Here is a 21,359-nt window from a genome sequence, read left to right on the forward strand (position 1 = left end):
AAGATGAAAGCACTGCTTGATTTGTTTAGGCAGGTGACGCAGGAAGAGCAGTTCGACGCGATCACCATTGGTCTGGCCTCGCCGGAGAAGATTCGCTCCTGGTCTTATGGCGAAGTCAAGAAACCGGAGACGATCAACTATCGGACCTTCAAACCCGAACGCGATGGCCTGTTCTGCGCCAAGATCTTTGGCCCGATCAAGGACTACGAGTGCCTTTGCGGAAAGTACAAGCGGCTGAAGCATCGTGGTGTGATCTGTGAAAAGTGTGGCGTCGAAGTTACGCTCGCCAAGGTTCGCCGTGAGCGAATGGCGCACATCGATCTGGCCAGTCCGGTGGCGCATATCTGGTTCCTCAAGAGCCTGCCGAGTCGTCTCGGCATGGTCCTTGACATGACCCTGCGCGACATCGAGCGGGTGCTCTATTTCGAGGCGTTCGTGGTCTTCGATCCGGGCATGACGCCGCTGGCTCGCGCGCAGTTGCTGACCGAAGACGACTACCTGGCGAAGGTCGAAGAGTACGGTGACGACTTCTATGCAGCGATGGGCGCCGAGGGCATCCGTGAACTCCTGCGCTCGATCGACCTGCCGCGTGAAGTCGAAACGCTACGTTCGGAACTCGAGACGACGACCTCGGAAACCAAGAGCAAGAAGTTCTCCAAGCGACTGAAAATCCTCGAAGGCTTCCAGAAGTCGGGGATCAAGCCGGAGTGGATGGTGCTCGAAGTCCTGCCGGTACTGCCGCCCGATCTGCGCCCGCTGGTGCCGCTCGACGGTGGCCGTTTTGCGACTTCCGACCTCAACGACCTCTATCGTCGGGTGATCAACCGCAACAATCGCCTGAAGCGCTTGCTCGAGCTGAAAGCGCCGGAAATCATCGTTCGCAACGAAAAGCGGATGCTCCAGGAGGCGGTGGACTCGCTGCTCGACAACGGCCGCCGCGGCAAGGCAATGACCGGCGCCAACAAGCGTCCGCTGAAGTCGCTGGCCGACATGATCAAGGGCAAGGGCGGTCGTTTCCGCCAGAACCTGCTCGGCAAGCGTGTGGACTATTCGGGTCGCTCGGTCATCGTCGTCGGTCCGCAATTGAAGCTGCATCAATGCGGCTTGCCGAAGCTGATGGCGCTCGAGCTGTTCAAGCCTTTCATCTTCAACCGCCTCGAGGGCATGGGCCTGGCGACGACCATCAAGCAGGCCAAGAAGATGGTCGAGACGCAGGAGGCAGTCGTCTGGGATATCCTGGAAGAGGTCATCCGCGAGCACCCGATCATGCTCAACCGGGCACCGACGCTGCACCGTCTGGGAATTCAGGCCTTCGAGCCAACGCTGATCGAGGGCAAGGCGATCCAGCTCCACCCGCTGGTCTGCGCGGCCTTCAATGCCGACTTCGACGGCGACCAGATGGCCGTTCACGTGCCGCTGTCGCTCGAGGCGCAAATGGAAGCGCGGACGCTGATGCTGGCCTCCAACAACGTCCTGTCGCCGGCCAACGGCGAGCCAATCATCGTTCCTTCGCAGGATATCGTTCTCGGCCTCTACTACGCCACCCGCGAGGCGATCAACGTCAAAGGCGAGGGCATGATGTTCCCTGACCTCGCCGAGGTGACGCGCGCCATGCAGGCCGGCGAGCTCGACGTGCACGCCCGGATAGCGGTGCGCATTACCGAATACGACGGCGACGCCGAGAGCGGCTGGCAGCAGAAGATCACGCGTTACCAGACGACCGCTGGTCGCGCTCTGCTCTCCGAGATTCTGCCCAAGGGCCTGCCTTTCAGCCTGATCGACAAGCCGCTGAAGAAAAAGGAAATCTCAAAGCTGATCAACGCGGCCTTCCGCCGCTGTGGTCTGAAAGAGACCGTCGTCTTTGCCGACAAGCTGATGCAGAATGGTTATCGCCTGGCGACTCGTGCCGGTATTTCGATCTGCTCGGACGACATGCTGGTGCCCGCTCAGAAGCGCGAGATCATTGCCGCTGCCGAAGAAGAAGTCAAAGAAATCGAAAACCAGTATACCAACGGCCTGGTCACCAATGGTGAGCGCTACAACAAGGTGGTCGATATCTGGGGGCGTACCGGCGATCAGGTCGCCAAGGTGATGATGGATCAGCTTGGCCACGAGGAAGTCCCCAATCGCCATGGCAAACTGGAGCGGCAGGAGTCATTCAACTCGATCTTCATGATGGCCGATTCGGGGGCGCGTGGTTCGGCAGCGCAGATTCGCCAGTTGGCGGGCATGCGGGGTTTGATGGCCAAGCCTGACGGCTCGATCATCGAAACACCGATCACCACCAACTTCCGTGAGGGTCTCAACGTTCTCCAGTACTTCATCTCGACGCACGGCGCGCGCAAGGGCCTGGCCGATACCGCCCTGAAGACCGCCAACTCGGGTTATCTGACGCGCCGGCTGGTCGACGTGACGCAGGACCTGGTGGTCATCGAGAACGACTGCGGAACGAGCAACGGCGTCACCCGGAAAGCCTTGATCGAAGGCGGCGAAGTCATCGAGGCGATCCGCGAGCGGATTCTCGGTCGGGTGACGGCTGCCGACGTCGTCGACCCGGACTCCGAAGAGACGGTGATCGAGCAGGGGACGCTGATCTGCGAGGACCACTGCGATCTGATCGACCGCCTGGGAATCGACGAAGTCAAGGTCCGCACACCACTGACCTGCGACACGCGCTACGGCCTGTGCGCCCAGTGCTATGGTCGCGACCTCGGGCGTGGTTCGCCGGTCAACGTTGGTGAAGCGGTTGGCGTCATGGCCGCGCAATCGATCGGCGAGCCCGGCACACAGCTGACGATGCGCACCTTCCACGTTGGTGGCGCGGCCTCGCGTGCGGCGGTTGCCAGCCAGGTCGAGACACACAGTGCCGGCGTCGTGCGTTTCACCTCGACGATGCGCTACGTGACCAGTGCCAAGGGCGAGAAGATCGTCATTACGCGCTCCGGTGAAATCCTGATCGTCGACGATAGCGGTCGCGAGCGCGAAAAGCACAAGGTACCCTACGGCGCCACCCTGAAGGCCGTTGACGGCGAACAGGTAAAAGCCGGCGCCAGGCTGGCCGCCTGGGATCCCCATACGCGGCCGATGATCGCCGAGTACTCGGGGCTGGTGAAGTTCGAGAACGTTGAGGAGGGGGTCACCGTCGCCAAACAGATCGACGACGTGACCGGCCTGTCGACGCTGGTGGCGATTGATCCCAAGCGCGGTGGCAAGATTCCGAGCAAGGGCCTACGGCCGCAGGTCCGGCTATTCGACCCCGACGGCGAAGAAGTCAGGATGCACGGCAGCGATCACCCGGTGACCATTACCTTCCAGGTCGGCGCGATTATCAACGTTTACGACGGCCAACAGATTTCCGTGGGTGATGTGTTGGCTCGCCTGCCGCAGGAGTCGGCCAAGACGCGGGACATTACCGGTGGTCTGCCACGCGTAGCGGAACTCTTCGAAGCTCGGACTCCGAAGGACGCGGGCATGCTTGCCGAGTTCACCGGGACGATGTCCTTCGGCAAGGATACCAAGGGCAAGCAGCGGCTGGTGATTACCGACTTCGAAGGTGTCGCCCATGAATATCTGATCCTGAAAGACAAGCACGTCCTGGTGCATGACGGTCAGGTGGTCAACAAGGGCGAGTCGATCGTCGATGGCGCTCCCGACCCGCACGACATCTTGCGCTTGCTGGGCGTCGAGGCGCTGGCGGTGTATATCACCGACGAGGTTCAGGATGTGTACCGGCTGCAGGGCGTCAAGATCAACGACAAGCACATCGAAGTGATCGTTCGTCAGATGCTGCGGCGGGTCAATGTAACCGATCCGGGCGATACCAAATTCATCAAGGGCGAGCAGGTCGAACGTGCTCATCTGCTCGATGAAAACGACATCATGACTGCCGAGGGTAAGCTGCCGGCGATTTACGAGCATGTCCTGCTGGGCATCACCAAAGCGTCGTTGTCAACGGATTCGTTCATTTCCGCGGCTTCGTTCCAGGAAACGACGCGGGTGCTCACCGAGGCGGCGATCATGGGCAAGCGTGACGAACTACGCGGCCTCAAGGAGAACGTCATTGTCGGTCGCCTCATTCCGGCAGGCACCGGCCTGGCTTACCACAACACACGCAAGAAGAATGCCGCTGGTGAAGATCTGGCTGCGGGCAGCGGACTGGTCGGCGACGATCTACCCAGCAGCGAAGAGAGCGCTCAAGACGAGCCGATTGCTTGACTTGGCGCGTGATAGGCCATAGAATCGCCGGTCTTTGTCGCCGACGCCCTTGCTGCGTCGGCTTGTCACTGAAATCGCCGAGGCGGCCTTTAGGGTCCGCCTTGGTTTTTTGCAGACGCCGTGTGGACCTCACGATGGTCGCTGCACTGAACATAAGGTGGAAAGATGCCAACCATTAACCAGCTGGTGCGCAAGCCTAGAGAGGCTATTCGCACCAAGAGCAAAGTCCCCGCGCTGGGAAATTGCCCTCAGAAACGGGGGGTCTGCACGCGCGTGTACACCACCACGCCGAAGAAGCCGAACTCTGCATTGCGCAAGGTCTGCAAGGTCCGTCTGACGAATGGCTTCGAAGTCATTTCGTATATCGGCGGTGAAGGGCACAACTTGCAGGAGCACTCGGTGGTGCTGATTCGTGGCGGCCGTGTCAAGGACTTGCCGGGTGTGCGTTACCACACCGTGCGCGGCTCCTTGGATACCCAGGGCGTCAAGAAGCGCAAGCAGAGTCGTTCCAAGTACGGTACCAAGCGCCAAAAAGCGGCTTGATTTCCGTCCGAGTAAGGGCCGCTCCAGATGGGCGGCCGGGAGAAGCGGGCGTGCCGCCTGGTTCTTCAACTGAATTGTGACCATGAGAGGTTGTTATGCCCCGTCGCCGTGAAGTACCAAAACGCGACATTCTGCCGGATCCCAAGTTCGGCAATGTCGATGTCTCGAAATTTGTCAATACGATCATGATGAGCGGCAAGAAGTCGGTCGCCGAGCGCATCGTCTATGGTGCGTTCGAGCAGATTGTAACCAAGACCAGCAAGGACCCGCTCGAGGTGTTCAGCCTGGCTCTCGGGAACATCAGGCCGCTGGTCGAAGTCAAGAGTCGCCGCGTCGGTGGCGCAAACTATCAGGTTCCGGTCGAGGTTCGTCCGAGCCGCCGGATGGCTTTGGCCATGCGCTGGCTGCGGGAAGCTGCTCGCAAGCGTTCGGAGAAGTCGATGGGGCAGCGCCTGGCTGCTGAAATGCTCGAGGCGTCGGAGAGTCGCGGCGGTGCGGTCAAGAAGCGTGACGAAGTGCACCGCATGGCCGAAGCCAACAAGGCCTTCGCCCACTTCCGCTTCTAGGTCGCAGTCCAAAGCGTCGCCGTTTTCCGGTCGACGACCGCTCTTTATTCGTGAAGGTTGATTACTGTGGCACGTAAAACCCCTATCGAGCGCTACCGTAACATCGGTATCAGCGCTCACATTGACGCCGGCAAGACGACGGTGACCGAGCGCATCCTGTTCTACACGGGTGTTAACCACAAAATCGGTGAGGTGCACGACGGCGCCGCGACCATGGACTGGATGGCGCAGGAGCAAGAGCGCGGGATCACCATTACGTCAGCGGCGACGACCTGCTTCTGGAAGGGCATGCAGTTCGATCGCCCGGAGCACCGAATCAACATCATCGACACGCCGGGTCACGTCGACTTCACGATTGAGGTCGAGCGCTCAATGCGCGTTCTCGACGGCGCTTGCATGATCTATTGCGCGGTCGGCGGCGTGCAGCCGCAGTCCGAGACCGTCTGGCGTCAGGCCACCAAGTACAAGGTGCCGCGTCTGGCCTTCGTCAACAAGATGGACCGGCAGGGTGCTGATTTCTTCAAGGTCGTCGAGCAGATGAAGCTGCGCCTGTCTGCCAATCCCGTGCCGGTGGTCATCCCGATCGGCAAGGAAGAGTACTTCGAGGGCGTCGTCGACCTGATCAAGATGAAGGCGATCATCTGGGACGAGGCTTCGCTGGGAATGAAGTTCGACTACAGCGAAATTCCCGCCGAGCTGCAGGCCAGCGCTGACGAATGGCACAGCAAGATGGTCGAGGCTGCCGCCGAGTCTTGCGAAGAGCTGATGGACAAGTACCTAGAGCAGGGCGACCTGGACGAGGCCGACATCATCAAGGGCTTGCGTGCGCGTACCCTGGCCTGCGAGATTCAGCCGGCGTTGTGCGGCACGGCGTTCAAGAACAAGGGTGTGCAGCGCATGCTCGACGCGGTGATCGATCTGCTGCCATCGCCGGTCGATATTCCACCGGTGGTCGGCGAGAAGGAAAATGGCGAGCCCGATAGCCGTGCGCCAACGGACAGCGAAAAGTTTTCCGCGCTGGCCTTCAAGCTGATGACCGATCCCTACGTTGGCCAGCTGACCTTCATTCGGGTGTACTCCGGCGTTCTGAAAACCGGCGACACCATCTATAACCCGATCAAGCACCGTCGCGAGCGCATTGGCCGCGTGCTGCAGATGCACGCCAACAACCGCGAGGAAATCAAGGAAGTGTTTGCCGGCGACATTGCGGCTTGTGTCGGTCTCAAGGAGGTCACCACCGGCGAAACGCTCTGCGATCCGACGGCGGTCATTACCCTGGTGCGGATGGTCTTTCCGGAGCCGGTCATCCACGTCGCCGTCGAGCCGAAAACCAAGCCCGATCAGGAAAAAATGGGTATCGCTCTTGGCCGTCTGGCGCAGGAGGATCCATCTTTCCGCGTACGGACCGACGAAGAGTCTGGGCAAACGATCATTTCCGGCATGGGCGAGCTGCATCTGGAGATTATTGTCGACCGCTTGCGCCGCGAGTTCGGTGTGGAAGCCAACGTCGGTGCGCCGCAGGTGGCTTACCGCGAATGCATCAAGAAGTCGGTCGAGCAGGAAGGCAAGTTCGTCAAGCAGTCGGGTGGTCGCGGTCAATACGGGCACGTGTGGCTGAAGATCGAGCCCAACGAGACCGGCAAGGGTTACGAGTTCGTCGATGCCATCAAAGGCGGCTCGGTGCCGCGGGAATACATTCCGGCGGTCGACAAGGGGCTGCAGGACGCCATTACCAGCGGCGTGTTGGCCGGATTCCCGGTGGTCGACATCAAGTTCACCCTGTTCGAGGGCTCATACCACGACGTCGACTCGAACGAGAACGCGTTCCGAATGGCCGCCGCTTTTGCCTTCAAGGAAGGTATGCGCCGCGCTCAGCCGACGCTGCTCGAGCCGATGATGGCGGTCGAAGTCGAAACGCCCGAGGACTATATGGGCAACGTCATGGGCGACCTCTCGAGTCGTCGCGGCATGGTTCAGGGAATGGAAGACGCGCCGGGCAACATCAAGCTGATCCGGGCCGAGGTGCCGCTGGCGGAGATGTTTGGCTATTCGACGACCTTGCGCTCGCTGTCACAGGGTCGCGCTACCTACTCGATGGAATTCAAGCACTACGCCGAAGCGCCGAAGAACGTCGCCGAAGCGATCATCAACAAGAAATAGCTCTGTAACTGACTCTGTTATTGAAGGATACGGGAAATGGCCAAGGGAAAATTTGAACGTAACAAGCCGCACGTTAACGTCGGCACGATTGGGCACGTCGACCACGGCAAGACGACGCTGACGGCGGCGATCACGACCATTCTGTCGAAGAAATATGGCGGTACCGCCAAGGCTTACGACCAGATCGACGCAGCGCCGGAAGAGAAGGCGCGCGGCATCACGATCAACACCGCGCACGTCGAGTACGAGACCGCCAAGCGGCACTACGCGCACGTCGATTGTCCGGGTCACGCCGACTACGTCAAGAACATGATCACCGGTGCTGCACAGATGGACGGCGCGATCCTGGTCGTGTCGGCGGCCGACGGCCCGATGCCGCAGACCCGCGAACACATTCTGCTGGCGCGTCAGGTCGGTGTGCCGTACATCATTGTCTATCTGAACAAGTGCGACATGGTCGACGATGCCGAGCTGCTCGAGCTGGTCGACATGGAAGTGCGCGAGCTGCTGTCGAAGTACGACTTTCCGGGCGACGACGTACCGATCATCCCGGGTTCGGCGCTGAAAGCGCTCGAAGGCGACACCGGTGAGCTGGGCGAAGAATCGGTAATGGCGCTGGCGGACGCTCTTGACAGCTACATTCCGACACCCGAGCGGGCCATCGACAAGCCCTTCCTGTTGCCGATCGAAGACGTTTTCTCGATCTCCGGTCGTGGCACGGTGGTCACCGGTCGTGTCGAGCGCGGCATCGTCAAGGTTGGTGAGGAAGTCGAGATCGTCGGCATCCGGCCGACTCTGAAGACCATCTGTACCGGCGTCGAGATGTTCCGCAAACTGCTCGACCAGGGTCAGGCAGGCGATAACGTCGGTGTTCTGCTGCGTGGCGTCAAGCGCGAAGACGTCGAGCGCGGACAGGTGCTGGCGAAGCCGGGTTCGATCAAGCCGCACACCCACTTCTCGGGTGAAGTGTACGTGCTGTCGAAGGAGGAGGGTGGTCGTCACACGCCGTTCTTCAACAACTATCGTCCGCAGTTTTATTTCCGCACGACCGATGTGACCGGCGCGATCTCCATGCCTGAAGGTGTCGAGATGGTGATGCCTGGTGACAACATCCAGATGACGGTCAAGCTGATTGCACCGATCGCCATGGAAGAAGGTCTGCGTTTCGCCATTCGCGAAGGCGGTCGTACCGTCGGCGCTGGTGTCGTCGCCAAGATCATCGAGTAGTTAAAACTCCCGGGTGGCGCATTGTCGTCACCCATCGCTCTTTGGAATATGACATGCAAAGCCAGAAAATTCGCATCCGCCTGAAAGCTTTCGACTATCGTCTGATCGATCAGTCCGCCCAGGAGATCGTTGAAACCGCCAAGCGTACCGGCGCCGTGGTGCGTGGACCGGTGCCGCTGCCGACGCGTATCCAGCGCTTCGACGTCCTGCGTTCGCCGCACGTCGACAAGACCTCGCGCGATCAGTTCGAGATGCGCACGCACCTGCGCCTGATGGACATCATTGACCCAACCGACAAGACGGTCGATGCGCTGATGAAACTGGACTTGCCTGCCGGCGTAGACGTCGAAATTAAGTTGCAGTAAAACCATCATTACGGCTATAATTGCCGGCTTTGGTCGGGCAGGTGTGTGTTGACGCTGCCCGTTTTTGTTTAGAAATGCTCGCCGGCCAATCGTAGCCGGTCAGAGGAGAAAAAACATGAGTCTAGGCCTTGTAGGGCGAAAGGTCGGCATGACACGCATTTTTACCGACGCAGGTGCAAGCGTCCCGGTAACTGTGCTCGATGTGTCGAATAACCGTGTCGCTCAAATCAAGACGGAGCAAAACGATGGCTACTCCGTCGTGCAGCTGGCTTTTGGCAAGCGGCGTCCGTCCCGCGTGAACAAGCCGCTGGCCGGTCATCTGGCCAAGGCGGGCGTTGAAGCCGGCTACGTCCTGAAAGAGTTCCCGGTTTCTGCCGACGAGCTGGCTACCCTCAAGGCCGGTGATCAGATCAGTGTGACTATTTTTTCTGTTGGCCAAAAGGTCGACGTCACCGGTCAGAGCATCGGCAAGGGCTTTTCCGGCGCCGTCAAGCGGCACCACTTCTCGTCGCAATGTGCCTCGCACGGTAACTCGGTGTCGCACCAGGCTCTTGGATCGACGGGTATGGCGCAGGATCCGGGGCGCGTATTTCCGGGTAAGAAGATGGCTGGGCACCTCGGTGCTGCCAAGCGTACTCAACAGAATCTCGAGGTCATCCGCGTCGACGTCGAGCGTCAGTTGCTTTTGCTCAAGGGTGCAGTTCCCGGCTCCAAGGGGTCGGACGTGATTGTGCGTCCTGCAGTCAAGGCGGGGGCATAAATGGAACTCAAGCTTATCAACGAGCAGGGTCAGGAGACGAGCCGTTTGCAGGCCGCCGACCTCCTCTTCGACCGTGCCTACAACGAAACTCTGGTACACCAGGTGCTCGTCGCTTATCAGGCGAATGCGCGCAGCGGTAATCGTGCCCAGAAGGATCGCTCGGAAGTCCGTCATACGACCGCCAAGCCCTGGCGCCAAAAAGGCACCGGGCGGGCGCGTGCGGGCATGTCGTCGTCGCCGATCTGGCGTGGCGGCGGTCGGGTATTTCCGAACTCTCCGGACGAAAACTTCAGCCAGAAGCTGAACCGCAAGATGTACCGTGCCGGCATGGCGTCGATTCTCTCGCAGCTGGTTCGCGAGGATCGCCTGGCGGTGGTTGATGATTTTTCGATAGCCGCACCGAAGACCAAGCTTTTCCTGGCCAAGATCAAGAACATGGGCTTCGAGTCGGTGCTGGTGATCACCGACGGACTCGAGGAAAACGTCTTTCTGGCTTCGCGCAACCTGCCGAATGTGCTGGTTGTGGAAGTTCGACAGGCCGATCCCGTGTCGCTGGTGAGCTTCCCGAAGGTGCTAATTACCAAGGGCGCGCTGGCCAAACTTGAAGAGGTCCTGGGATGAATCAAGAGCGTTTGCTGCAAGTGTTACTCGCCCCGCAGATCTCCGAAAAGGCCACTTTTGTCGCCGATAAGTACGAGCAGGTGATCTTCCGGGTTGTCTCGGACGCCACCAAGCCCGAGGTTAAGGGCGCTGTCGAGCTATTGTTCAAGGTCACGGTGAAGTCGGTTCAGATCGCCAACGTCAAGGGTAAGCACAAGAAATTTGGCCGCTCCATGGGTCGGCGAAAGGGCTGGAAGAAAGCCTACGTCTGCCTTAACGCCGGCCAGGAAATTAACTTCGTTGATGGGGGGGGCGTCTGATGGCACTCGTCAAAGTCAAGCCTACGTCACCTGGCCGTCGCGCCGTTGTCAAGGTCGTCAATGCAACGCTGCACAAAGGGGCGCCGGTCGCTGCTCTGCTCGAGCCCCAGTCAAAGAATGCCGGACGCAACAATAACGGCCACATTACGACTCGGCACCAGGGCGGCGGTCACAAGCAACACTATCGCCTGATTGACTTCAAGCGCAACAAGGACGGAATTCCGGCCAACGTCGAGCGCCTTGAGTACGACCCGAACCGAACGGCGAATATAGCCTTGCTGTGCTACGCCGACGGCGAGCGCCGCTACATTGTCGCGCCCAAGGGTATCGTCGTTGGCCAGCAGGTAACGAGTGGCTCCGAGGCGCCGATCAAGGTCGGCAATACCTTGCCCATCCGCAATATCCCCGTCGGGACGACGATCCATTGCGTCGAGATGGTACCCGGCAAGGGCGCACAATTGGCGCGCTCCGCAGGTACTTCGGTACAGCTGCTGGCTCGCGAAGGTGTGCACGCGCAGCTGCGACTGCGTTCCGGTGAGATCCGGCGGGTGCATGTCGAGTGCCGGGCGACGATTGGCGAAGTTGGCAACGAAGAGCATAGCCTGCGTTCGATCGGCAAGGCCGGCGCCAATCGTTGGCGCGGCATTCGCCCGACCGTCCGTGGCGTGGCCATGAACCCGGTCGACCACCCGCACGGTGGTGGCGAAGGCAAGACGGCCGCGGGTATGCACCCGGTGAGTCCGTGGGGCACCAAGACCAAAGGCTATCGTACGCGTCGCAACAAGCGCACGACTTCGATGATCGTGCAGCGCCGCAGCAACAAACGCTAAGGGATAGAGAACCATGGGACGTTCCGTTAAAAAGGGCCCGTTTGCCGATGCCCACCTGATTAAGAAGGTGGACGCGGTGCGCGCCACGGGCGACAAGCGCCCGATCAAGACCTGGTCGCGCCGCTCAACTGTTTTGCCGGACTTTGTTGGTCTGACGATTGCCGTCCATAACGGCAAGCAACACGTTCCGGTGTATGTCACCGAGAACATGGTTGGCCACAAGCTCGGCGAGTTTTCGCTGACCCGCACCTTCAAGGGCCATACCGCCGGTAAAAAGGCGAAGAGGTAAAGGAATGAATATGGAAACTCGTGCTGTTTTGCGCGGCGTGCGCCTGTCGAGCCAGAAAGGTCGGCTGGTGGCTGACCAGATCCGCGGCCTGCCGGTGGACAAGGCGCTCAGCATTCTGACGTTCAGCCCCAAGAAAGGCGCCGCGATAATCAAGAAAGTGCTCGAGTCGGCGATCGCTAACGCCGAGCACAACGATGGTGCCGATATCGACGAGCTGAAAGTGACGTCCATCTGCGTCGATAAGGGTACGGTGCTCAAACGCTTTACGGCGAGAGCGAAGGGGCGCGGCAACCGGATCGTCAAGCCTACGTGTCACGTTTTTCTGACCGTCGGCAACTGAGGAACAAGAATGGGACAAAAGATTCATCCTACTGGGTTTCGGCTGGCGGTCACGCGTGATTGGTCTTCGCGTTGGTATGCCAACAAGAAGAACTTCGCCGGCATGCTCAACGAAGACCTCGCGGTTCGCGAGTACCTGAAGAAGAAGCTGAAGCACGCTTCCGTCGGCCGCGTTCTCATCGAACGCCCCGCCAAGAACGCGCGCGTCACGATTTTTTCGGCTCGCCCTGGCGTGGTTATTGGCAAAAAAGGCGAAGAGATCGATCAACTGCGAGCCGCTCTACAAAAGATCATGGGCGTACCGGTGCATGTCAGTATCGAAGAAATCCGCAAGCCGGAAATTGACGCGCAGCTGATTGCCGACTCGATCACCCAACAACTCGAAAAGCGGATCATGTTCCGGCGGGCGATGAAGCGAGCCATGCAGAATGCCATGCGCCTTGGTGCGCAGGGTATCAAGATCATGAGCTCGGGTCGCCTAAACGGTGCCGAGATCGCCCGTCGCGAGTGGTATCGCGAGGGCCGTGTGCCCTTGCACACCTTGCGTGCCGACATCGACTACGCGACCTCCAAGGCTTTGACGACCTATGGTCTGATCGGCGTCAAGGTTTGGGTTTTCAAGGGCGAAATTGTCAATCGCCATGATCAGGCGGTCGTTTCTCCGGAAGCGGCAGCTGACGAGCAACAGCGCAAGACGCGCCGCGTTACCCGCACTGCGGAAGCGACCGACCGGCCTCGCGCCGCGAAGGAGGACGCGAGCAAGGTCGACGGGGCAGCTCCGGCTGTGAAACGTGTAAGAAAGGCAGGAACGACAGATGCTGCAGCCAGCTAGAAGAAAGTACCGCAAGGAACAGAAAGGCCGGAATACCGGTCTGGCGACCCGCGGTGCGCGAGTGAGTTTCGGTGAGTATGGACTCAAGGCGATAGGTCGCGGGCGTTTGACTGCCCGCCAGATCGAAGCCGCACGGCGGGCCATGACGCGGCATATCAAGCGCGGTGGCCGGATATGGATCCGGATTTTCCCGGACAAGCCTATCTCCAAGAAGCCAGCCGAGGTGCGCATGGGAAGCGGTAAGGGTAACCCGGAATACTATGTTGCGGAGATCAAGCCCGGCAAGGTTCTCTACGAGATGGATGGTGTCAACGAAGGCCTGGCGCGCGAAGCTTTTGCGCTGGCTGCCGCCAAGCTGCCAATTCCGACGGTTTTCGTTACGCGTATGGTGGGTTGATCATGAAAGTCAGTGAACTCAGAGCAAAGACCGTCGACGAGCTGAACAAGGAATTGGTGGACCTGCTGAAGGCGCAGTTTGGTCTGCGGATGCAGCTCGCGACGCAACAGTTGACCAACAATAGTCAGATCGGCAAAGTGCGCCGTCAGATCGCACGCGTGCGCACGCTTCTTCGTGAAAAGGCAGTTCAACAATGAGCGAGACCACAAGCAGCAAGCGTACCCTGGTCGGGCGCGTCGTCAGTGACCGGATGGAAAAGACCGTGACGGTCGTGGTCGAGCGGCGTGTCAAGCACGCAATCTACGACAAGATCATGGTGCGCTCGAGCAAGTATCACGCGCACGACGACAGCAACGAAGCAAAAACGGGCGATCTGGTGGAAATCCAGGAGTCACGGCCGCTGTCGAAGACCAAGGCCTGGGTCGTCACCAGGCTGCTCGAACGCGCTGTCGCCATCTAAAGCTTGCTTTATTTTGGCGAGCGGCTATAATGCCGCGTTTCCCCGCGCCCAACAGACTCTCCACGTTGAGCGTTTCAACCCCTACGGGTTCCAAGACTGACCGCTGTTGCGGGCCAAGTTGGAGTGACAGATGATTCAAGTACAGACGGTTCTCGACGTTGCCGACAATACTGGCGCGCGCTCGGTGATGTGTATCAAAGTCCTGGGCGGATCAAAGCGACGCTACGCTGGTGTCGGTGACATTATCAAGGTCACCATCAAGGATTCAGCGCCGCGTGGGCGCGTCAAGAAGGGTGATGTTTACAGCGCGGTCGTGGTGCGCACGGCCAAGGGCGTTCGTCGCATGGACGGATCGCTGGTCAAGTTCGACCACAATGCCGCGGTGCTGCTGAATAACAAGATGGAGCCGATTGGCACGCGCATCTTTGGGCCGGTGACGCGCGAGCTGCGTGGCGACCGCTTCATGAAGATCGTGTCGCTGGCGCCGGAAGTGCTGTAAGGACGACCATGGAAAAGATTCGTAAAGGTGACGACGTCGTCGTTATCGCCGGAAAAGACAAGGGTAAGCGCGGTGTCGTAGCGTCGCGTAGCGATGCTGAGCACGTCATCGTCGACGGTGTGAATCGCGTCAAGAAGCACGTCAAGCCGAATCCGGTGAAAGGTATCGTCAGCGGCATCATCGAAAAAGAAATGCCGCTGCACGTTTCGAACGTCGCGCTCTACAATCCGGCGACAAAAAAAGGCGATCGAGTCGGCTTCAAGACGCTTGAAGACGGCGTCAAGGTCCGCTTTTTCAAGTCGAACGGCGAAGTGTTGGGAGGCTAAGGGATAGTCATGGCGCGCTTACTGGAATACTACAAGACCACCGTGGTGGCGGATTTGACCGAGAAATTTGGTTACAAGTCGAGGATGGAGGTGCCGCGTATCACCAAGGTGACTCTGAATATGGGCGTCGGTGAGGCTGTCGCGGACAAGAAAGTTCTGGAAAATGCGATCGCGGATATGACCAAGATCGCCGGCCAGAAGCCGGTCACAACCAAGGCTCGCAAGTCAATCGCTGGCTTCAAGATTCGCACTGGCTATCCGATTGGCTGCATGGTGACCTTGCGCGGTCCGCGCATGTTTGAGTTCATCGATCGTCTGGTGACCGTTGCGCTGCCTCGCGTTCGTGACTTCCGCGGGATTTCGGGGAAGGGCTTCGACGGCCGTGGGAACTACAACATGGGCCTCAAGGAACAGATCATCTTTCCCGAGGTCGAGTACGACAAGATCGACGCGCTGCGCGGCATGAATGTCAGTGTCACGACCACTGCCAAGACCGATGACGAGGCCCGTGCCTTGCTTGGCGCGTTCAAATTTCCCTTCAGGAACTGATACGAAATGGCAAAACTCGCTGTGATCAACCGCGGTGAAAAGCGGCGCAAGTTAGTTGCAAAGTATGCCAAGAAACGGGCCGATCTGGTGGCGACGGTGAATGACCAAAGCCTATCGATCGAGGATCGTTTTGAGGCCCGCCTAAAGATTCAGGCGCTTCCCGCCAACTCGAGTCCGGTCAGGCTGCGCAACCGCTGCTCGTTGACCGGGCGTCCGCGTGGTGTTTTTCGCAAGTTCGGTCTGGGTCGTAGCAAGCTGCGCGAATTCGTAATGCAAGGCGAAGTCCCCGGAATGATCAAGGCTAGCTGGTAGGCAGGAGAGAACGAAATGAGTATGAGCGATCCGATCAGCGACATGCTGACACGCATCCGAAATGCCCAGATGGCAAGGAAGGCCTCGGTCGCCATGCCGTCTTCAAAAGTGAAGATTGCTATCGCCCAGGTGCTTAAGGACGAAGGCTATGTGGACCATTTCGGTGTTTCGCCGAACAACGGCAAACCGATTCTCGATATTGGCCTGAAGTACTACGCAGGTCGGCCGGTCATCGAGCGGATAGACCGTGTGTCCAGGCCAGGTCTTAGAATCTATCGGGGCGCCGACAACATTCCAATCGTCATGAACGGCCTTGGTGTGGCGATTGTCTCGACGCCCAAGGGAGTGATGACTGACCGCAAGGCACGCGCCAGCCATGTTGGCGGCGAAGTGCTGTGCGTCGTCGCGTAAGGGGTAGCCATGTCGCGCGTTGCAAAAAAACCAATCGTTTTGCCGCAGGGTGTTGCGGTAGATGTCACGGCCGAATTGATTTCCGTCAAGGGGCCGCTCGGGGCGCTGCAGTTTGCTGTTAATCCGGCTGTCGCAATCGAAGTGGAGGGCGGTTCCGTGTTCTGCAAGGCGGTGCCGGGTGTCGCTCAAGCGGGTGCCCTGTCGGGAACCCTGCGGGCTGTAGTGGCGAATATGGTAACCGGGGTGAGCACGGGTTTTGAGCGCAAGCTCAATCTCATCGGCGTCGGATATCGCGCCCAGGCTCAGGGTGACACGCTCAACCTGACCCTCGGGTTTTCGCATCCGATTGCCTACAAGTTGCCGAAGGGCATTACGGCGACGACTGCCACGCAGACCGAAATCGTTATCAAGGGGGTCGACCGCCAGCTGGTCGGCCAGGTGGCTGCCGAAGTTCGCGCCTACCGTCCACCAGAGCCGTACAAGGGCAAGGGTGTGCGCTATGTCGACGAAGTCGTCGTCATCAAGGAAACGAAGAAGAAAAAGTAAGGGTGCTTAGATGATTGACAAGAAACAGGCGCGTTTGCGCAGGGCTCGCAAAACCCGGGCCAAAATTGCCGAACTGAAGTCGGTGCGTCTGTTGGCGCATCGTAGCAATTGCCACATCTACGCACAGGTTATTTCAGCCTGCGGCTCGACGGTTCTAGCTGCCGCGTCGACCCTGGAGCCGGAGGTGCGCAAGAGCCTGGTCAAGGGCGGCGGCGATATTGCGGCGGCAAAAACGATCGGTCAGCTGGTCGCCGAGCGCGCCATCAAGGCCGGTATCGAGCAAGTCGCATTCGATCGTTCCGGCTTTCAGTATCACGGACGGATCAAGGCGCTGGCGGAGGCCGCTCGTGAAGCCGGCCTCAAGTTCTGACCGGTCCGCAAAGAATTGGAGTAATCAATAATGGCTAAACCGCAAAGCAGAAAACCTCAGCAGGCTGAGAAGCCCGATGACGGCATGCGCGAGAAGATGATTTCGATCAACCGCGTAACCAAGGTGGTCAAGGGTGGTCGGATTCTCGGCTTCGCCGCGCTGACCGTCGTCGGCGACGGCGATGGGCGTGTCGGCATGGGTAAGGGTAAGTCGCGGGAAGTTCCGGTGGCGGTCCAGAAGGCCATGGAAGAGGCGCGGCGCAACCTGATCAAGGTCAGCCTCAAGGACGGAACCTTGCAGCATACGGTGTTCGGCCACCATGGCGCTTCGCGGGTCATGATGCAGCCAGCGCCCGAGGGAACCGGCATCATTGCTGGCGGCGCCATGCGAGCGGTGTTCGACGTCATCGGGATGACCAACGTCGTCGCCAAGGCGCACGGTTCTACCAATCCGTACAACATTGTCCGGGCGACGATCAACGGGCTGCGTTCGATGACCACGCCTGCCGAAATCGCTGCCAAGCGGGGCAAGACCGTGGCCGAGATTCAGGGGTAAGAAATGACCGACAAGAAAGTTAAAGTGACGCTGGTCAGAAGCCTGATCGGTACCAAGGAGTCGCACCGCGCGACGGTGCGGGGCCTGGGTCTTCGTCGCATGCATAGCAGTTCGATCCTTGAAGACACCCCGGCCGTTCGCGGGATGATCAACAAGGTCTCCTATCTCCTGAAGTGCGAGGGCTAAGATGGATCTCAATACTATCCAAAGCGCCGACGGTTCGCGTCCAGACAAAAAGCGCGTCGGCCGCGGTGTCGGGTCCGGTTTTGGCAAGACTTGCGGACGTGGCCACAAAGGCCAGAAGTCGCGTGCCGGTGGCTTCCATAAAGTCGGCTTCGAAGGTGGCCAGATGCCACTGCAACGCCGCTTGCCGAAGCGCGGTTTCAAGTCGATGACCGGCGCCCGCAACGTCGAGGTGCGCTTGTCTGAAATCGAACGTCTGCCGGTCGATGAGATCGATTTGGCGACGCTTCGCCAGGCCAATCTGGTGCCGCAGCAGGTTCTTTCGGCCAAGGTTGTGCTTTCGGGTGCGATCACGCGCAAGGTCGTCCTAAAGGGCGTTGGCGCGACCGCAGGTGCCAGGGCGGCGATCGAAGCCGTCGGCGGCAGCGTCACTCAATAACGAGTTGGTAGAGGTGATCTTTCTTGGCAACTAGTCCCAGCACGGTCAGCAAAGGCGGGAAGTTCGGCGACCTCAAGCGTCGACTGTGGTTCCTCCTTGGTGCCCTGGTCGTGTACCGGATTGGCTCGCACATTCCGGTCCCGGGGATCGACTCGCAGGTTCTCGCCGAACTGTTCGGGCGCCAGCAGGGTGGTATTCTGGGCATGTTCAACATGTTCTCGGGGGGCGCGCTGTCACGGTTCACGATTTTTGCGCTGGGGATCATGCCGTACATTTCGGCGTCGATCATCATGCAATTGATGACGCACGCCAGCCCTCAGCTCGAGGCGCTGAAGAAAGAGGGCGAAGCCGGACGACGCAAGATCACCCAGTACACCCGCTACGGCACGGTCGGCCTGGCCTTGTTCCAGGGAATCGGCATTGCCATCGCGGTCGAGCAGCAGCCGGGTTTGGTTCTCGATCCGGGGATGATGTTCCGTTTTGTCACGGTAATCACGCTGGTTACCGGCACGATGTTCCTGATGTGGCTTGGCGAGCAGGTTACCGAGCGCGGTCTGGGCAATGGTATTTCGATCATCATCTTTGCCGGTATTGCTGCTGGCTTGCCGAGGGCCGTTGGTGGCCTGCTGGAGCTGGTGCGCACTGGTGCGATGCATCCGCTGGCCGCCATTGTGATCAGCGTGCTGGTGGTCCTGGTCACGGCCTTCGTCGTCTTTGTCGAACGCGGGCAGCGCAAGATACTGGTCAACTATGCCAAGCGGCAGGTTGGCAACAAGGTTTACGGTGGTCAGAGTTCGCACCTGCCACTCAAGTTGAACATGGCCGGAGTTATTCCGCCGATCTTTGCGTCGTCGATCATTCTCTTCCCGGCGACTATTGCCGGCTGGTTCGGCGCCGGCGAGTCGGGACGTTGGCTCAAGGATCTGGCTGGAGCACTCTCGCCAGGGCAACCTATTTACGTGATGCTTTACGCAACGGCAATTATATTTTTCTGTTTCTTCTACACGGCACTGGTGTTCAACTCTCGCGAAACAGCTGATAACTTGAAGAAAAGCGGCGCCTTCGTCCCTGGCATCCGCCCGGGTGACCAGACGGCGCGCTATATCGACAAGATCTTGATGCGGCTGACGCTGGTTGGCGCTTGCTATATCACCATCGTCTGTTTGCTGCCGGAGTTCATGATCCTGAAATGGAACGTGCCATTCTATTTTGGTGGTACTTCGCTGCTGATCATTGTCGTGGTGACCATGGACTTCATGACCCAGGTGCAGGCGTATACCATGTCGCACCAGTACGAAAGCCTGCTGAAGAAGGCTAACTTCAAAGGCTCCGGGTTACCGGCGAAATAGGATGGCAAAGGAAGATCTAATTGAAATGCAGGGGGAGGTCGTTGAAAACCTCCCGAACGCGACCTTCAGGGTAAAGCTTGAGAATGGCCATGTCGTTCTCGGCTTCATTTCCGGAAAGATGCGCATGCACTATATTCGCATCCTGCCCGGGGACAAGGTGACCGTGCAACTGACACCCTACGACCTGAGTCGTGCGCGAATCGTCTTCCGCGCCAAGTGAAGAATCTCTACGCAACAATTCGGTGGCGGGCTGGCTGCGCCTGCTACCGGAGAATCAGGAGTTAAAGATGAAAGTGCTGGCCTCTGTGAAGCGCATCTGCCGTAAGTGCAAGATCATACGGCGTCACGGTGTCGTGCGGGTTATTTGCGCCGATCCACGTCACAAACAGCGTCAGGGTTGATCGCTGCGATCCACTCTTGTGGATTGTCAGTCGGTTGAAGGTATAACTGTAAGTTTCGAATAGTTGGGGTGAATCAATGGCCCGCATCGCAGGCGTTAACCTACCAAACCACCAGCATGCCGAAATCGCGCTCACCGCGATCTACGGTATTGGCCGCCCACGCGCACAGAAAATTTGTGATGCGGCTGGCGTTTTACGTTCAACAAAAATGAAAGACATGACCGAAGCCGAGCTGGAGCGTTTACGCGACCAGATCGGTAGGTTCTCTGTCGAAGGCGACTTGCGCCGCGAAGTGACGATGAGCATCAAGCGTTTGATGGACCTCGGTTGCTACCGTGGTCTTCGTCACCGCAAGGGCCTTCCCTCGCGTGGTCAGCGTACCAAGACCAATGCGCGCACCCGCAAGGGGCCGCGCAAGCCGATCGCCGGCAAGAAATGATTAGGGATTAGGATCTGACTATGGCCAAGAGCGCTACAAAAGTTCGCAAGAAAGTCAAGGTAAGAAAGAACGTGGCCGAGGGCGTCGCCCACATCCACGCTTCCTTCAACAACACGATCATCACCATCACCGACCGCCAGGGCAACGCGTTGTCGTGGGCTACTTCGGGTGGCGCAGGCTTCAAGGGCTCGCGCAAGAGCACGCCGTTTGCGGCGCAGGTTGCGGCAGAAGCGGCTGGCAAGGTCGCTGTCGAGTGCGGCGTCAAGAACCTCGAAGTCCGGATCAAGGGCCCCGGCCCCGGTCGGGAGTCGTCAGTACGCGCCCTCAACGCTTTGGGTATGAAGATAACGGCGATCACCGACGTCACACCGATCCCGCACAATGGCTGCCGTCCGCCCAAGAAGCGTCGGATTTAAGGAGAAGAAATAGTGGCTCGCAACCTAGATCCGAAGTGCCGTCAGTGCCGCCGTGAAGGCGAAAAGCTGTTCCTGAAGGGCGAGAAGTGCTTTACAGACAAGTGCGCAATCGAGCGCCGCTCGTATGCGCCGGGGCAGCATGGCCAGAAGTCCGGCCAGCGCTTGTCGGACTATGGCGTTCATTTGCGTGAGAAGCAGAAGATTCGCCGTATTTATGGCGTTCTTGAAGGCCAGTTCCGCAAGGTTTACAAAGAGGCTGATCGCCGCAAGGGGGTTACCGGCGAGGTGCTTCTGCAGCTGCTTGAAGCGCGTCTGGACTCCGTTGCCTATCGCATGGGCTTCGCCGCGTCGCGGTCCGAGTCGCGGCAGGTGGTCAGGCACAATGGCGTGCTGGTGAACGGGCGCCGCGTCAATATTCCTTCGTATCAGGTCCGTCCTGGTGACGTCGTTGAAGTGTGCGAGAAGGCGAAAGCGCAGCTTCGCATCAAGGCGGCACTCGTTGCTGCCGAAGCCCGCGGTTTTCCGGAGTGGGTCGAAGTGGACACCAAGGCTGCGAAGGGCACTTACAAGGCGCACCCGGAGCGCAGCGAACTGCCGCCGACGATCAACGAGAGTCTCGTCATCGAACTCTACTCGAAGTAGTAGTCGCGAGGCTTGACGG

The 21,359-nt window shown here is 59.3% G+C and carries 32 protein-coding genes; all 32 read left to right on the forward strand.

What is annotated here, in order from left to right:
- Window positions 1–3 precede the first annotated feature (3 nt).
- Window positions 4–4,215 carry a DNA-directed RNA polymerase subunit beta' gene (gene rpoC / locus QZ656_RS13720; protein ID WP_291993937.1) on the forward strand — a complete coding sequence of 1,404 codons (4,212 nt, stop codon included), beginning with the start codon at window positions 4–6 and terminating at the stop codon, window positions 4,213–4,215.
- A gap of 165 nt (window positions 4,216–4,380) precedes the next feature.
- Window positions 4,381–4,758, forward strand: coding sequence for a 30S ribosomal protein S12 (gene rpsL, locus QZ656_RS13725; protein WP_291993938.1), 378 nt, complete (start codon window positions 4,381–4,383; stop codon window positions 4,756–4,758).
- A 95-nt stretch (window positions 4,759–4,853) separates the two neighbouring features.
- Entirely contained in the window at window positions 4,854–5,324 is a 471-nt protein-coding gene (gene rpsG, locus QZ656_RS13730) for a 30S ribosomal protein S7 (protein ID WP_291993939.1), read from the forward strand.
- 66 nt (window positions 5,325–5,390) lie between these two features.
- Entirely contained in the window at window positions 5,391–7,484 is a 2,094-nt protein-coding gene (gene fusA / locus QZ656_RS13735) for an elongation factor G (RefSeq protein ID WP_291993940.1), read from the forward strand.
- A gap of 36 nt (window positions 7,485–7,520) precedes the next feature.
- On the forward strand, window positions 7,521–8,711 hold the full coding sequence (gene tuf / locus QZ656_RS13740) for an elongation factor Tu (RefSeq protein ID WP_291993941.1): 1,191 nt from the start codon (window positions 7,521–7,523) through the stop codon (window positions 8,709–8,711).
- 53 nt (window positions 8,712–8,764) lie between these two features.
- Window positions 8,765–9,076 carry a 30S ribosomal protein S10 gene (gene rpsJ, locus QZ656_RS13745; RefSeq protein ID WP_042333101.1) on the forward strand — a complete coding sequence of 104 codons (312 nt, stop codon included), beginning with the start codon at window positions 8,765–8,767 and terminating at the stop codon, window positions 9,074–9,076.
- Between the two features lie 115 nt (window positions 9,077–9,191).
- Window positions 9,192–9,836 carry a 50S ribosomal protein L3 gene (rplC, locus tag QZ656_RS13750; RefSeq protein WP_291993942.1) on the forward strand — a complete coding sequence of 215 codons (645 nt, stop codon included), beginning with the start codon at window positions 9,192–9,194 and terminating at the stop codon, window positions 9,834–9,836.
- On the forward strand, window positions 9,837–10,457 hold the full coding sequence (gene rplD / locus QZ656_RS13755; protein ID WP_291993943.1) for a 50S ribosomal protein L4: 621 nt from the start codon (window positions 9,837–9,839) through the stop codon (window positions 10,455–10,457). It begins immediately after the preceding gene.
- Complete coding sequence (gene rplW / locus QZ656_RS13760; RefSeq protein ID WP_291993944.1) at window positions 10,454–10,756, forward strand: 50S ribosomal protein L23; 303 nt, start codon at window positions 10,454–10,456, stop codon at window positions 10,754–10,756. Before rplD ends, rplW begins: the two co-directional genes overlap by 4 nt.
- A complete protein-coding gene (gene rplB / locus QZ656_RS13765) occupies window positions 10,756–11,586 on the forward strand; it encodes a 50S ribosomal protein L2 (protein WP_291993945.1) in 831 nt (276 codons plus the stop codon). Before rplW ends, rplB begins: the two co-directional genes overlap by 1 nt.
- Before the next feature lie 13 nt (window positions 11,587–11,599).
- Entirely contained in the window at window positions 11,600–11,875 is a 276-nt protein-coding gene (gene rpsS / locus QZ656_RS13770) for a 30S ribosomal protein S19 (protein WP_042333105.1), read from the forward strand.
- A 10-nt stretch (window positions 11,876–11,885) separates the two neighbouring features.
- Window positions 11,886–12,215, forward strand: coding sequence for a 50S ribosomal protein L22 (rplV, locus tag QZ656_RS13775; protein ID WP_291993946.1), 330 nt, complete (start codon window positions 11,886–11,888; stop codon window positions 12,213–12,215).
- A gap of 9 nt (window positions 12,216–12,224) precedes the next feature.
- A complete protein-coding gene (gene rpsC, locus QZ656_RS13780) occupies window positions 12,225–13,046 on the forward strand; it encodes a 30S ribosomal protein S3 (RefSeq protein WP_291993947.1) in 822 nt (273 codons plus the stop codon).
- The gene (gene rplP, locus QZ656_RS13785) at window positions 13,030–13,443 is read left to right on the forward strand and encodes a 50S ribosomal protein L16 (protein WP_291993948.1); all 414 of its coding nucleotides are present in this window, start codon (window positions 13,030–13,032) and stop codon (window positions 13,441–13,443) included. The genes rpsC and rplP overlap by 17 nt, the downstream gene beginning before the upstream one ends.
- Before the next feature lie 2 nt (window positions 13,444–13,445).
- Window positions 13,446–13,640: a 50S ribosomal protein L29 gene (gene rpmC, locus QZ656_RS13790; protein WP_291993949.1), complete on the forward strand. Its 195-nt coding sequence runs from the start codon at window positions 13,446–13,448 to the stop codon at window positions 13,638–13,640.
- Window positions 13,637–13,903, forward strand: a complete 267-nt coding sequence (gene rpsQ, locus QZ656_RS13795) for a 30S ribosomal protein S17 (RefSeq protein ID WP_291993950.1) — start codon at window positions 13,637–13,639, stop codon at window positions 13,901–13,903. The genes rpmC and rpsQ overlap by 4 nt, the downstream gene beginning before the upstream one ends.
- A 130-nt stretch (window positions 13,904–14,033) precedes the next feature.
- On the forward strand, window positions 14,034–14,402 hold the full coding sequence (gene rplN, locus QZ656_RS13800) for a 50S ribosomal protein L14 (RefSeq protein ID WP_291993951.1): 369 nt from the start codon (window positions 14,034–14,036) through the stop codon (window positions 14,400–14,402).
- An 8-nt stretch (window positions 14,403–14,410) separates the two neighbouring features.
- Window positions 14,411–14,728 (forward strand): 50S ribosomal protein L24, encoded by a 318-nt coding sequence (gene rplX / locus QZ656_RS13805; RefSeq protein WP_291993952.1) that lies wholly within the window; start codon window positions 14,411–14,413, stop codon window positions 14,726–14,728.
- Window positions 14,729–14,737: 9 nt separating this feature from the next.
- Window positions 14,738–15,277: a 50S ribosomal protein L5 gene (gene rplE / locus QZ656_RS13810; protein WP_291993953.1), complete on the forward strand. Its 540-nt coding sequence runs from the start codon at window positions 14,738–14,740 to the stop codon at window positions 15,275–15,277.
- 6 nt (window positions 15,278–15,283) lie between these two features.
- The gene (gene rpsN, locus QZ656_RS13815; protein WP_291993954.1) at window positions 15,284–15,589 is read left to right on the forward strand and encodes a 30S ribosomal protein S14; all 306 of its coding nucleotides are present in this window, start codon (window positions 15,284–15,286) and stop codon (window positions 15,587–15,589) included.
- Between the two features lie 15 nt (window positions 15,590–15,604).
- Complete coding sequence (gene rpsH / locus QZ656_RS13820; protein WP_291993955.1) at window positions 15,605–16,000, forward strand: 30S ribosomal protein S8; 396 nt, start codon at window positions 15,605–15,607, stop codon at window positions 15,998–16,000.
- A 9-nt stretch (window positions 16,001–16,009) separates the two neighbouring features.
- On the forward strand, window positions 16,010–16,546 hold the full coding sequence (rplF, locus tag QZ656_RS13825; protein WP_291993956.1) for a 50S ribosomal protein L6: 537 nt from the start codon (window positions 16,010–16,012) through the stop codon (window positions 16,544–16,546).
- A gap of 13 nt (window positions 16,547–16,559) precedes the next feature.
- On the forward strand, window positions 16,560–16,916 hold the full coding sequence (gene rplR, locus QZ656_RS13830) for a 50S ribosomal protein L18 (protein WP_291994213.1): 357 nt from the start codon (window positions 16,560–16,562) through the stop codon (window positions 16,914–16,916).
- A 30-nt stretch (window positions 16,917–16,946) separates the two neighbouring features.
- Window positions 16,947–17,471, forward strand: a complete 525-nt coding sequence (gene rpsE, locus QZ656_RS13835; RefSeq protein WP_291993957.1) for a 30S ribosomal protein S5 — start codon at window positions 16,947–16,949, stop codon at window positions 17,469–17,471.
- 3 nt (window positions 17,472–17,474) lie between these two features.
- Window positions 17,475–17,657 carry a 50S ribosomal protein L30 gene (gene rpmD, locus QZ656_RS13840; protein WP_291993958.1) on the forward strand — a complete coding sequence of 61 codons (183 nt, stop codon included), beginning with the start codon at window positions 17,475–17,477 and terminating at the stop codon, window positions 17,655–17,657.
- A gap of 1 nt (window position 17,658) precedes the next feature.
- Window positions 17,659–18,093: a 50S ribosomal protein L15 gene (rplO, locus tag QZ656_RS13845; RefSeq protein ID WP_291993959.1), complete on the forward strand. Its 435-nt coding sequence runs from the start codon at window positions 17,659–17,661 to the stop codon at window positions 18,091–18,093.
- Window positions 18,094–18,116: 23 nt separating this feature from the next.
- Window positions 18,117–19,442, forward strand: a complete 1,326-nt coding sequence (secY, locus tag QZ656_RS13850; protein WP_291993960.1) for a preprotein translocase subunit SecY — start codon at window positions 18,117–18,119, stop codon at window positions 19,440–19,442.
- Window position 19,443: 1 nt separating this feature from the next.
- Complete coding sequence (infA, locus tag QZ656_RS13855; protein ID WP_018055416.1) at window positions 19,444–19,662, forward strand: translation initiation factor IF-1; 219 nt, start codon at window positions 19,444–19,446, stop codon at window positions 19,660–19,662.
- 67 nt (window positions 19,663–19,729) lie between these two features.
- Entirely contained in the window at window positions 19,730–19,843 is a 114-nt protein-coding gene (rpmJ, locus tag QZ656_RS13860; protein WP_291993961.1) for a 50S ribosomal protein L36, read from the forward strand.
- Between the two features lie 76 nt (window positions 19,844–19,919).
- Window positions 19,920–20,282: a 30S ribosomal protein S13 gene (rpsM, locus tag QZ656_RS13865; RefSeq protein WP_291993962.1), complete on the forward strand. Its 363-nt coding sequence runs from the start codon at window positions 19,920–19,922 to the stop codon at window positions 20,280–20,282.
- A gap of 20 nt (window positions 20,283–20,302) precedes the next feature.
- Window positions 20,303–20,698: a 30S ribosomal protein S11 gene (rpsK, locus tag QZ656_RS13870; RefSeq protein ID WP_291993963.1), complete on the forward strand. Its 396-nt coding sequence runs from the start codon at window positions 20,303–20,305 to the stop codon at window positions 20,696–20,698.
- Window positions 20,699–20,710: 12 nt separating this feature from the next.
- Window positions 20,711–21,340 carry a 30S ribosomal protein S4 gene (rpsD, locus tag QZ656_RS13875; protein WP_291993964.1) on the forward strand — a complete coding sequence of 210 codons (630 nt, stop codon included), beginning with the start codon at window positions 20,711–20,713 and terminating at the stop codon, window positions 21,338–21,340.
- The last annotated feature ends 19 nt before the right edge of the window (window positions 21,341–21,359 follow it).

Origin of the sequence: Candidatus Accumulibacter sp. ACC003 (assembly GCF_907163085.1) — a bacterium.
Lineage (GTDB): Bacteria > Pseudomonadota > Gammaproteobacteria > Burkholderiales > Rhodocyclaceae > Accumulibacter.

Bases quoted from the DNA above. Each gene is read 5' to 3' on its own strand.
- rpoC (WP_291993937.1), top strand. From the start codon at position 4: ATGAAAGCACTGCTTGATTTGTTTAGGCAGGTGACGCAGGAAGAGCAG.
- rpsL (WP_291993938.1), top strand. From the start codon at position 4,381: ATGCCAACCATTAACCAGCTGGTGCGCAAGCCTAGAGAGGCTATTCGC.
- rpsG (WP_291993939.1), top strand. From the start codon at position 4,854: ATGCCCCGTCGCCGTGAAGTACCAAAACGCGACATTCTGCCGGATCCC.
- tuf (WP_291993941.1), top strand. From the start codon at position 7,521: ATGGCCAAGGGAAAATTTGAACGTAACAAGCCGCACGTTAACGTCGGC.
- rpsJ (WP_042333101.1), top strand. From the start codon at position 8,765: ATGCAAAGCCAGAAAATTCGCATCCGCCTGAAAGCTTTCGACTATCGT.
- rplC (WP_291993942.1), top strand. From the start codon at position 9,192: ATGAGTCTAGGCCTTGTAGGGCGAAAGGTCGGCATGACACGCATTTTT.
- rplD (WP_291993943.1), top strand. From the start codon at position 9,837: ATGGAACTCAAGCTTATCAACGAGCAGGGTCAGGAGACGAGCCGTTTG.
- rplW (WP_291993944.1), top strand. From the start codon at position 10,454: ATGAATCAAGAGCGTTTGCTGCAAGTGTTACTCGCCCCGCAGATCTCC.
- rplB (WP_291993945.1), top strand. From the start codon at position 10,756: ATGGCACTCGTCAAAGTCAAGCCTACGTCACCTGGCCGTCGCGCCGTT.
- rpsS (WP_042333105.1), top strand. From the start codon at position 11,600: ATGGGACGTTCCGTTAAAAAGGGCCCGTTTGCCGATGCCCACCTGATT.
- rplV (WP_291993946.1), top strand. From the start codon at position 11,886: ATGGAAACTCGTGCTGTTTTGCGCGGCGTGCGCCTGTCGAGCCAGAAA.
- rpsC (WP_291993947.1), top strand. From the start codon at position 12,225: ATGGGACAAAAGATTCATCCTACTGGGTTTCGGCTGGCGGTCACGCGT.
- rplP (WP_291993948.1), top strand. From the start codon at position 13,030: ATGCTGCAGCCAGCTAGAAGAAAGTACCGCAAGGAACAGAAAGGCCGG.
- rpmC (WP_291993949.1), top strand. From the start codon at position 13,446: ATGAAAGTCAGTGAACTCAGAGCAAAGACCGTCGACGAGCTGAACAAG.
- rpsQ (WP_291993950.1), top strand. From the start codon at position 13,637: ATGAGCGAGACCACAAGCAGCAAGCGTACCCTGGTCGGGCGCGTCGTC.
- rplN (WP_291993951.1), top strand. From the start codon at position 14,034: ATGATTCAAGTACAGACGGTTCTCGACGTTGCCGACAATACTGGCGCG.
- rplX (WP_291993952.1), top strand. From the start codon at position 14,411: ATGGAAAAGATTCGTAAAGGTGACGACGTCGTCGTTATCGCCGGAAAA.
- rplE (WP_291993953.1), top strand. From the start codon at position 14,738: ATGGCGCGCTTACTGGAATACTACAAGACCACCGTGGTGGCGGATTTG.
- rpsN (WP_291993954.1), top strand. From the start codon at position 15,284: ATGGCAAAACTCGCTGTGATCAACCGCGGTGAAAAGCGGCGCAAGTTA.
- rpsH (WP_291993955.1), top strand. From the start codon at position 15,605: ATGAGTATGAGCGATCCGATCAGCGACATGCTGACACGCATCCGAAAT.
- rplF (WP_291993956.1), top strand. From the start codon at position 16,010: ATGTCGCGCGTTGCAAAAAAACCAATCGTTTTGCCGCAGGGTGTTGCG.
- rpsE (WP_291993957.1), top strand. From the start codon at position 16,947: ATGGCTAAACCGCAAAGCAGAAAACCTCAGCAGGCTGAGAAGCCCGAT.
- rpmD (WP_291993958.1), top strand. From the start codon at position 17,475: ATGACCGACAAGAAAGTTAAAGTGACGCTGGTCAGAAGCCTGATCGGT.
- rplO (WP_291993959.1), top strand. From the start codon at position 17,659: ATGGATCTCAATACTATCCAAAGCGCCGACGGTTCGCGTCCAGACAAA.
- infA (WP_018055416.1), top strand. From the start codon at position 19,444: ATGGCAAAGGAAGATCTAATTGAAATGCAGGGGGAGGTCGTTGAAAAC.
- rpmJ (WP_291993961.1), top strand. From the start codon at position 19,730: ATGAAAGTGCTGGCCTCTGTGAAGCGCATCTGCCGTAAGTGCAAGATC.
- rpsM (WP_291993962.1), top strand. From the start codon at position 19,920: ATGGCCCGCATCGCAGGCGTTAACCTACCAAACCACCAGCATGCCGAA.
- rpsK (WP_291993963.1), top strand. From the start codon at position 20,303: ATGGCCAAGAGCGCTACAAAAGTTCGCAAGAAAGTCAAGGTAAGAAAG.